The following is an 8,744-nucleotide window of genomic DNA, read 5'->3' as shown; positions in this document are numbered from 1 at the left end:
CCACCTCTCAAAACCTCAAAAACATCCCCGACTGCATCCACTCCCGGAGCGATGCCACCTTCCTCTGGCGTCCCTCTCCATCCTTCTCACAAAACCTCAAAAGCATCCCCGACTGCATCCACCGAGCAATGCCACCTTCCTCTGGCGTCCCTCGACCACATCCATACACACAAAAAAAAGCCCGGCATCTTCATATTCCAAAGACACCGGACTCCCATCAGTCATATATAAGCTGGAAATGAGACTCGAACTCACGACCCCTTCATTACGAGTGAAGTGCTCTACCGACTGAGCTATTCCAGCTTGTGCTAAACACAACTGATATTATACCGTATTTTACAAAAAATGCAAGCACTTTTTCCTACAATCCACTCAAATCCTCACCATACCGATCATCCACAAACACGTTCCCATGTTCACAAACCATCACTCATCCCCGGAAGCCCCCTTCCTGCGAGAAGCCACCCGTTTCACAACCTTTACCGCATCCTTTACAGCCACAGATTTTTCAACCACCTTCATTTTCGCCTTATCCATACGCTTTCCCCTGCTTTTCCCCACAGTCTTTTTCACATTTCCTTTCTTCACAGAGTTTTTCTTCACATCCCCCTTCTCCGGTGTACACCCAAATACCGCCACACCATAAGCCGGAAGCTTCAGCTTCAAAGAAAATTCCCTGTTATCACACTCCATATGAATAGCCGCTTTCGCCCGTGCGTTCACCACACCCTGTCCGCCAAACTTTTCACTGTCACTGTTGAAAATTTCCTTATATTTCCCCGCAAAAGGCACACCAACCCGGTAACTGTCATAAGATACCGGTGAAAAATTACACACCGCAAGAATCGTTTCTTCCGGCTTTTCCGTCTTACGAAGAAACGCAACCACATTCTCATCATAGCTGGTAAACTGGATCCACTCAAACCCATCCGAATTACCATCCATTGCATACAACGCCGGATGATTCCTGTAAAGTTCATTCAGATCATGCAGATACGCCCTCATTTCCGGCCCCACATCCCCATCCGGCGCAGTCATCTTCACACCCGGATGAAGCATCAGATAGCCATACGCAGCACGCAGCTGAGCATCCTTCTGCCTTGAAGATCCCGGAAGCTTCTCCAGAAACTCTTTTAACGTACCCACATCTCTCTTCCCCAGAGTCAGTACATAATGCTCACTATATGCATACATCATGGAAAGCGTCAGCTGATCATAATAATTTCGTCTGTCCAAAGGCTCTGCTTCCAGGTAAGAGAGAAGATCCTTTGTCCAGCCACCACTCCATTTATAGTCAAACCCCAGATGATCATTCTCCACACTGTCTGTAAGCTGCGGCCATAAACCATCCTCCTGTGCGATCAGAAGAATCCCCGGATACTGCTTCTTCACAATAGAATTCAGATGCTTCAGAAACTCCATTGCCTGAAGGTTCTCATTGGAACTATAAAGATTAGCCGTCCACTGTCCCGCCTCTCTTCCAAAATCCAGATACAGCATCGCATCTACATCATCCATCCGAAATCCGTCCACATGAAATTCATCCAGCCAGAAAAACGCATTGGAAATAAGAAAATCTTTGACCATAGGACTTCCGTAATTATAAAGCATGGTGCCCCACATCGGATGAACGGCCATAGCCGGATCCTGTACTTCATAAAGAGAAGTTCCGTCAAATTTCTCAAGCCCTGCATCAAACCGCGGAAACTGAGCCGGTGTCCAGTCCAGGATCACGCCAATCCCTGCCTGATGAAGATCCTCCACCAGTGTCCGGAAATCTGCCGCAGTCCCAAAACGGGTAGTCACAGCATAATACGCAGACGTAGAATATCCTCCTGAACTTCGGTCAAGATACTCCATCACCGGATGAAATTCTACATGCGTATAACCGGTTTCCTTCAGAAACTCCACCAGTTCACCACTGTTTTTCCACTCTGTTACATCCGTTTCATAAATAGAAACCGGAACTTCACGGCTGGCAAACCTTTCACGTTCCTTCATCCACGCTTCATCCTGCCATAAAAAATCCCCCAGCTCTGTTACAACAGAAATCACAGACGGCGCTCCCTGAGTTCCATTTCCGTAAGGATCAGACTTCCGCTGTACATCGCCGCCTTTGATCTTGATCTCATACTGGTAAGAGTCCCCTGCCTCTACACCTGGAACAAAAATCTCAAAAATTCCGGACATTGGCATCCGATGCATCGGAAGACGCCTTCCATCCCACCTGTCAAAATCACCGACCACACTGACACGGATTGCATTGGGTGCCCAGACAGCAAAATATGTTCCTTCTACCTCGCCACAGGTCCCCGGATGCGCTCCCAGCTTCTCATATGCCTTGTAATAGACACCGGCACAAAAAGCTCGTTCCTCCTCTTCCGTGATCTGGCATGGACATTCATACGCATCGTAAAAAGTCTCTTTCCTGCTTCCTCTTATCACACGGAAACGATATTCCGGAATCCTTTTCAGTGGAAGCATTACAGCATAATAACCAGCCTCATCTTCCAGGATCATCGGATAACTCTTTTCCCCTACAACAACCTCTGCAGCATCCGCTCCCGGAAAAAATCCCTGGATCAGAACGCCATCCTCTGTTACCCTTGGCTGCATCACATCACGAGGTGATGCCTCCTCCCCATAAACGATCGCCTCGATCCGGGGCCAATCCATATATTCATACGCTTTATCAGCCATAATCGTCTCCTCCATCATATTTGTTGTTTTATAGACTAAGTTTACCACCATTTTACAGAAAAATAAAGATAACAGTTCTAATCTTCGCAAAAAGCACCACAAGTAACCGGTAACAGAACAGAAAATAATTCGATTTGGTTCTTCCCAAAATCATGTGTAACGATTATAATATGAAGCAGAATATGAAACAAATAACTTATCAGGAGGAATCATCAATGGAAAACAGACAGTATGATGTAACAGCTCTCGGCGAGCTTCTGATCGACTTCACAGAAAACGGTGACAGTTCCCAAGGAAACCCTACTTTCGAGGCAAACCCGGGCGGAGCTCCCTGCAACGTTCTTGCCATGCTGAACCGTCTTGGCAAAAAAACTGCATTTATCGGAAAGGTCGGAAACGACATGTTCGGCAAGCAGCTGAAGGCTGCCGTAGAAGAATGCGGCATTGATACCAGAAATCTTGTCATGGACGATGAAATTCACACTACCCTTGCTTTTGTACATACTTACCCGGACGGAGACCGTGATTTTTCTTTCTACCGTAATCCAGGTGCAGATATGATGCTGACAAAGGATGAGGTAGATGCCGATCTGATCCGCAATTCCAGGATTTTCCATTTCGGCACGCTTTCTTCCACACATGAGGGTGTCCGTGAAGCAACCCGCTATGCTCTTGACGTGGCAAAAGAAGCCGGATGCATCATCACCTTTGACCCGAACTTACGCCCTCCACTCTGGAAGGATCTGAACGATGCCCGCAAAGAGATCGAATACGGCATGGAACGCTGTGATGTACTGAAGATTTCTGATAATGAAGTGGAATTTCTTTTTGACACAGCAGATTATGACAAGGGTGCTGCCCTTATCGAAGAAAAATATCATATCCCGCTTGTGCTGATCACAATGGGAAAAGACGGAAGCCGCGCTTATTATCGCGGACGGAAGGTCGAGGCTGCTCCTTTCCTTCAGGAAAAAACCATTGAAACCACCGGTGCAGGAGACACCTTCTGTGCAAGCACCCTGAATTATGTGCTGGAACACGGTCTTGAGGATCTCACTGACGAAAATCTCGCAGAGCTGCTTACTTTTGCAAATGCAGCAGCTTCTCTCATCACAACAAAGAAGGGAGCACTCCGCGTAATGCCTGAAAGAGATGAAGTTCTTGACTTCATTGCATCCCGCAAGTAGTGTATGTTTTTCTTTTATTGAATTATTTTTTTGTTTATTGGCTTTGAAAAGCTGAGAAAACACCGCAGGGGGAGAAAGCACTCAAAGTTACGAAGCCCGTTTTTCTCCCCCTGCACCCCCTCTTTCCGGGCACGTACCGCGGAAACAGCGCTTCGCGCCTATCCGCCAATTGTTGTGTGTTCTACATATTTTCCCTGTTATATCATATATTTTTATTAATGTCTTATCGTATAAAAATTTACAGCCAATATCATTACGCATATTATATTTGCACATTATATTTGTATTTGATATATTTACATTTAATATATTCGCATTTGATATATTTACACTTAATATATTTGCATTTGATATATTTGCATTTGATATATTTACACTTAATATATTTGCATTTGATATATTTGCATTTGATATATTTACATTTGATCATTTGATATATTTACATTTGATCATTTGATATATTTACATTTGATCATTTGATATATCTGCATTTGATATATCTGCATTTGATATATTTCCCCCTCAAATTCACTTCTATATTATTCCAAAAAATCCGCAGATGTGCCCCGCACATCGAGACCTACCAACGCCCTCCCACCCTCACTCTCGGCTCAACCTTCCACATCCAATACCGTCACATACCTATAACGGCCTCAAGACTTTTTCACTCTCAACAACCCCGTCAGGCCGTTCTCCTCCATCGGCTCAACCTTTCGTTCCCAGCACCGTCGCATACAGACACAAGTCAACCAAACTCCCGTCCTCCACAACCAAGCACTCCTAAAAAAAGCCCGAGGGGTGTGCAGAGGGGCCGCGGCTTTGCGGCCCCTTTGCGGTTTTCCTTTTTTCCTCAAAAAAAATACTGTGCGTCATTCGCCAAAAAAGCAAACGCCACACAGTATTTAAAAAAAAGTATTTCTAACCTCTTGTTACTTTACTTAACAACACGCACCCTGTACATTCCCTCAATCTCCTTGAGTTCATCCAACGCCTTAGCAGAAGCTGCACTCTCAAGATCAATAAGAGTATAAGCAAACTCTCCTTTACTCTTATTAGTCATATCCGCAATGTTCAGTCCCTCAGATCCAAGGATCTTGGTAACCTGACTGATCATATTCGGTGTATTACTATGTGCAAGAGAAATTCTTCCAACAGCCACACAAGTACCCATATCACAATTCGGATAATTCACAGAATTCTTAATATTACCATTCTCAAGGTAATCACGGATCTCTTTTACAGCCATCTCCGCACAGTTCTCCTCAGATTCCTCTGTGGAAGCTCCAAGATGTGGTGTTACCAGAATGCCCTCGCGTCCTGCAACTGTCTCGTTGGCAAAGTCCGTTACATATTTCTTAACCTTACCACTTTCAACAGCCTCGATCAGCGCCTCCTCATCAACAAGAAGATCTCTTGCAAAGTTCAGAAGGACTACGCCGTCTTTCATCTTATCAAAAGCTTCTTTGTTGATCATCTTCTTTGTGCTGTCAAGAAGCGGCACATGAATGGTGATGTAATCGCACTGGCTGTAGATCTCGTCCAGGCTCTTGCTGTGTTTGATGGTTCTAGAAAGGTTCCATGCTGCATCGATGGAAAGATATGGGTCATAACCATACACTTCCATTCCAAGACCGCATGCTGCGTTTGCAACCATGGCTCCAATGGCACCAAGACCGATGATACCAAGTTTTTTGCCGCTGATCTCGCATCCTGCGAACTGTTTTTTCTGCTTCTCGGCAAGTTTGCCAATGTGCTCTTTATCTTTCTCCTGTGCAACCCACTCAATACCGCCAACGATATCTCTGGATGCAAGGAGCATACCTGCAAGTACAAGCTCTTTTACGCCGTTTGCGTTCGCTCCAGGTGTGTTGAATACAACAACACCTTTCTCTGCGTACTCTTTAACCGGAATGTTATTAACACCTGCACCAGCACGTGCAACCGCACAAACGCTCTTAGGAAGTTCCATGTCATGCATCTTCGCACTTCTTACGAGGATCGCGTCACACTGGTCTACAGTCTCTGTTTTTTTGTAATTGTCGCCAAAAAGTCTCAGGCCTTTTTCAGCGATAGGATTCAGGCAATGATACTGGAACATTATGCATTCTCCTCCTCAAATTTTTTCATGAATGCAACCAGGGCCTCTACGCCAGCTTTTGGCATGGCATTGTAGATGCTTGCACGCATTCCGCCAACTGTACGGTGTCCTTTCAGGTTTACAAGGCCTGCCTCAGTTGCCTCTTTGACAAACTTGGCATCCATTTCCTTGTCACCGGTTACGAACGGTACATTCATCAGGGATCTGTCTTCTGGAACTACAGTTCCTTTGAAGAGTTTGCTGGAATCCAGATAATCATAAAGGATTTTTGCTTTTTCCTCATTGCGCTGTTTCATCACTTCCAGACCGCCCATCTTCTTCAGCCATTTAAATACTTTTCCGCATACATAGATGCAGTAAGCATTCGGCGTATTGTAAAGAGAGCCTGCGTCTGCATGTGTCTTATAGGTAAGCATGGTTGGTGTTCCCGGAAGAACATCCTCTGTGATCAGGTCCTCACGGATGATCACGATAACCATACCTGCCGGTCCGATGTTCTTCTGAACACCGCCATAGATAATACCATATTTGCTTACATCCACTGGCTCAGACAGGAAGCAGGAGGATACATCTGCCACCAGGGTCTTGCCTTTTGTGTTTGGAAGTTTTTTGAATTTTGTGCCGTAAATGGTGTTGTTCTCACAGATGTATACATAGTCTGCGTCCGGGCTGATCGGCAGATCACTGCAGTCCGGGATATAGCTGAAAGTTTTGTCCTCAGAAGATGCGATCTTGTTTGCTTTTCCGTATTTCTGAGCTTCCTGATAAGCTTTCTTTGCCCACTGACCTGTTACGATATAATCTGCGACCTTGTTTTTCATAAGGTTCATCGGGATCATGGCAAACTGCTGGGATGCTCCTCCCTGAAGGAAAAGTACCTTGTAGTTATCCGGAATGTTCATAAGCTCGCGAAGATCTTTCTCTGCAGTATCAATGATCTCCTGAAAAGCTGCACTTCTGTGGCTCATTTCCATAACAGACATTCCTGTGCCGTTATAATCCATCATCTCATCCGCTACTTCTTTGAGTACTTCCTCTGGAAGCACTGCCGGTCCGGCAGAAAAATTATACACTCTACTCATGTTTCTTCATATCCTCCTCGTCAAATACATCATCAAGGTTCGCACCAGCCGGTACCATCGGGAACACACTCAGATCCTGATCGATCCAGCAATCCAGAACGACAGGTCCCTCTGCTGCCAGTGCCATCTTAAGTGCAGGCTCCACATCCTCCATCTTTGTCACACGAATGGCTTTTGCGCCCAGCGCCTCTGATAATTTCACAAAATCAACGGCGTCATCCAGTACTGTGGAAGAATATCTCTTTCCATAGAAGAGCGTCTGCCACTGACGCACCATTCCCAGTACATGATTGTTCATAACAATCTGGATCAGCTGTCTGCCACAGCGTGCAGCTGTTGCCAGCTCATTCATATTCATACGGAAGCATCCGTCACCTGCTATATTTACAACTGTTTTTTCCGGTCTGCCCATCTTCGCGCCAATTGCAGCGCCAAGGCCATAGCCCATGGTTCCAAGGCCGCCGGAAGTAAGAAGAGTTCTCGGCTCTTTGTATTTATAATACTGCGCCGCCCACATCTGATGCTGTCCAACATCTGTGGAGATGATCGCATCACCGTTGGTCAACTCATAAAGCTTCTCTATAATATACGGACCTGTAAGCTGTGTGTGATCATAATTCAGCGGATATTTTGATTTCAATTCCTGGATATGTGCGATCCACTCCGGATGTTCTTTCTTCGGAATTTCCTCCAGAAGGCGTTTCAGCACTTCCTTCACATCACCGATCACACTGGCATCCACTTTGATATTTTTATTGATCTCCGCAGCATCCACATCGATCTGAAGGATTTTTGCATTATGTGCAAAAGTTTTGGTATTTCCTGTTACACGGTCACTGAAGCGTGCACCGAGAACAATAAGAAGATCGCACTCTGTTACGCCAAGATCGGAAGTCTTGGTTCCGTGCATACCTACCATACCTGTATAGAGAGGATCTTCTCCCGGGAAGGTACCCTTGCCCATCAGAGTATCGCAGACAGGAGCCTGGATCCTGCGAGCCAGCTCACGTACTTCCTGGTCAGCACCGGAGATCACACATCCGCCGCCAACAAAAATAAACGGTTTCTCTGCCTCTCTGATCATTTCCAGTGCCTGATCAATATCTTCTTTACGGATACTTTTGATCTCACGGTTAACCGTAGCCGGATGGCATGGCTCATATTCATATTTCATTCCTGTGATATCCTTCGGGACATCCACAAGCACCGGGCCGGGTCTTCCGCTTTTTGCAATATAAAATGCTCTTCTCAACGTATCTGCAAGATCTTCGATATTCTTTACGATGAAACTGTATTTTGTTACAGGCATTACGATACCTGCGATATCAACCTCCTGGAAAGAATCTCTTCCCAGGAGTGGTCTTCCTACGTTTGCAGTAATGGCTACCATCGGTACGGAATCCATGTATGCAGTCGCGATCCCTGTTACCAGGTTAGTTGCTCCTGGACCGGAGGTTGCCAGGCAGACACCTACCTTCCCGGTCGCTCTTGCATAACCGTCAGCAGCATGGGATGCACCCTGCTCGTGGGAGGTCAGTACATGTGTGATCTCATCTTTGTATTCATATAAGGCATCGTAAACATTCAAGATCGCGCCGCCCGGATATCCAAATACGGTATCAACGCCCTGTTCCTTCAGACATTCTACAATGATCTCTGCACCTGTAAGCTGCATAT

The 8,744-nt window shown here is 45.8% G+C and carries 5 protein-coding genes and 1 tRNA gene; 1 reads left to right on the top strand and 5 read right to left on the bottom strand.

Annotated elements, in window-relative coordinates:
• Window positions 1-230: 230 nt before the first annotated feature.
• Window positions 231-303, bottom strand: a tRNA-Thr gene (locus ABCM67_RS04915).
• Between the two features lie 123 nt (window positions 304-426).
• Complete coding sequence (gene glgB, locus ABCM67_RS04910; protein WP_342992588.1) at window positions 427-2,700, bottom strand: 1,4-alpha-glucan branching enzyme; 2,274 nt, start codon at window positions 2,698-2,700, stop codon at window positions 427-429.
• Window positions 2,701-2,915: 215 nt separating this feature from the next.
• Here glgB and ABCM67_RS04905 point away from each other — a divergent pair, with 215 nt between their 5' ends.
• Window positions 2,916-3,887 carry a carbohydrate kinase gene (locus ABCM67_RS04905; protein ID WP_044962153.1) on the top strand — a complete coding sequence of 324 codons (972 nt, stop codon included), beginning with the start codon at window positions 2,916-2,918 and terminating at the stop codon, window positions 3,885-3,887.
• A gap of 934 nt (window positions 3,888-4,821) precedes the next feature.
• Here ABCM67_RS04905 and ABCM67_RS04900 read toward each other — a convergent pair.
• From ABCM67_RS04900 to ilvB, 3 genes are read right to left on the bottom strand one after another with little or no spacing between them, the layout of a single operon-like run.
• On the bottom strand, window positions 4,822-5,985 hold the full coding sequence (locus ABCM67_RS04900) for a phosphoglycerate dehydrogenase (RefSeq protein WP_173763117.1): 1,164 nt from the start codon (window positions 5,983-5,985) through the stop codon (window positions 4,822-4,824).
• On the bottom strand, window positions 5,985-7,067 hold the full coding sequence (gene serC, locus ABCM67_RS04895; RefSeq protein ID WP_015527147.1) for a 3-phosphoserine/phosphohydroxythreonine transaminase: 1,083 nt from the start codon (window positions 7,065-7,067) through the stop codon (window positions 5,985-5,987). The genes ABCM67_RS04900 and serC overlap by 1 nt, the downstream gene beginning before the upstream one ends.
• A complete protein-coding gene (ilvB, locus tag ABCM67_RS04890) occupies window positions 7,060-8,742 on the bottom strand; it encodes a biosynthetic-type acetolactate synthase large subunit (RefSeq protein ID WP_015527148.1) in 1,683 nt (560 codons plus the stop codon). Before ilvB ends, serC begins: the two co-directional genes overlap by 8 nt.
• Window positions 8,743-8,744: the final 2 nt, after the last annotated feature.

Source organism: Blautia sp. 2227st1_G12_2227SCRN_220401, from assembly GCF_039062885.1.
Classification (GTDB): Bacteria; Bacillota; Clostridia; order Lachnospirales; family Lachnospiraceae; genus Blautia_A; species Blautia_A fusiformis.
This window is presented reverse-complemented; position numbering and strand designations above follow the sequence as displayed.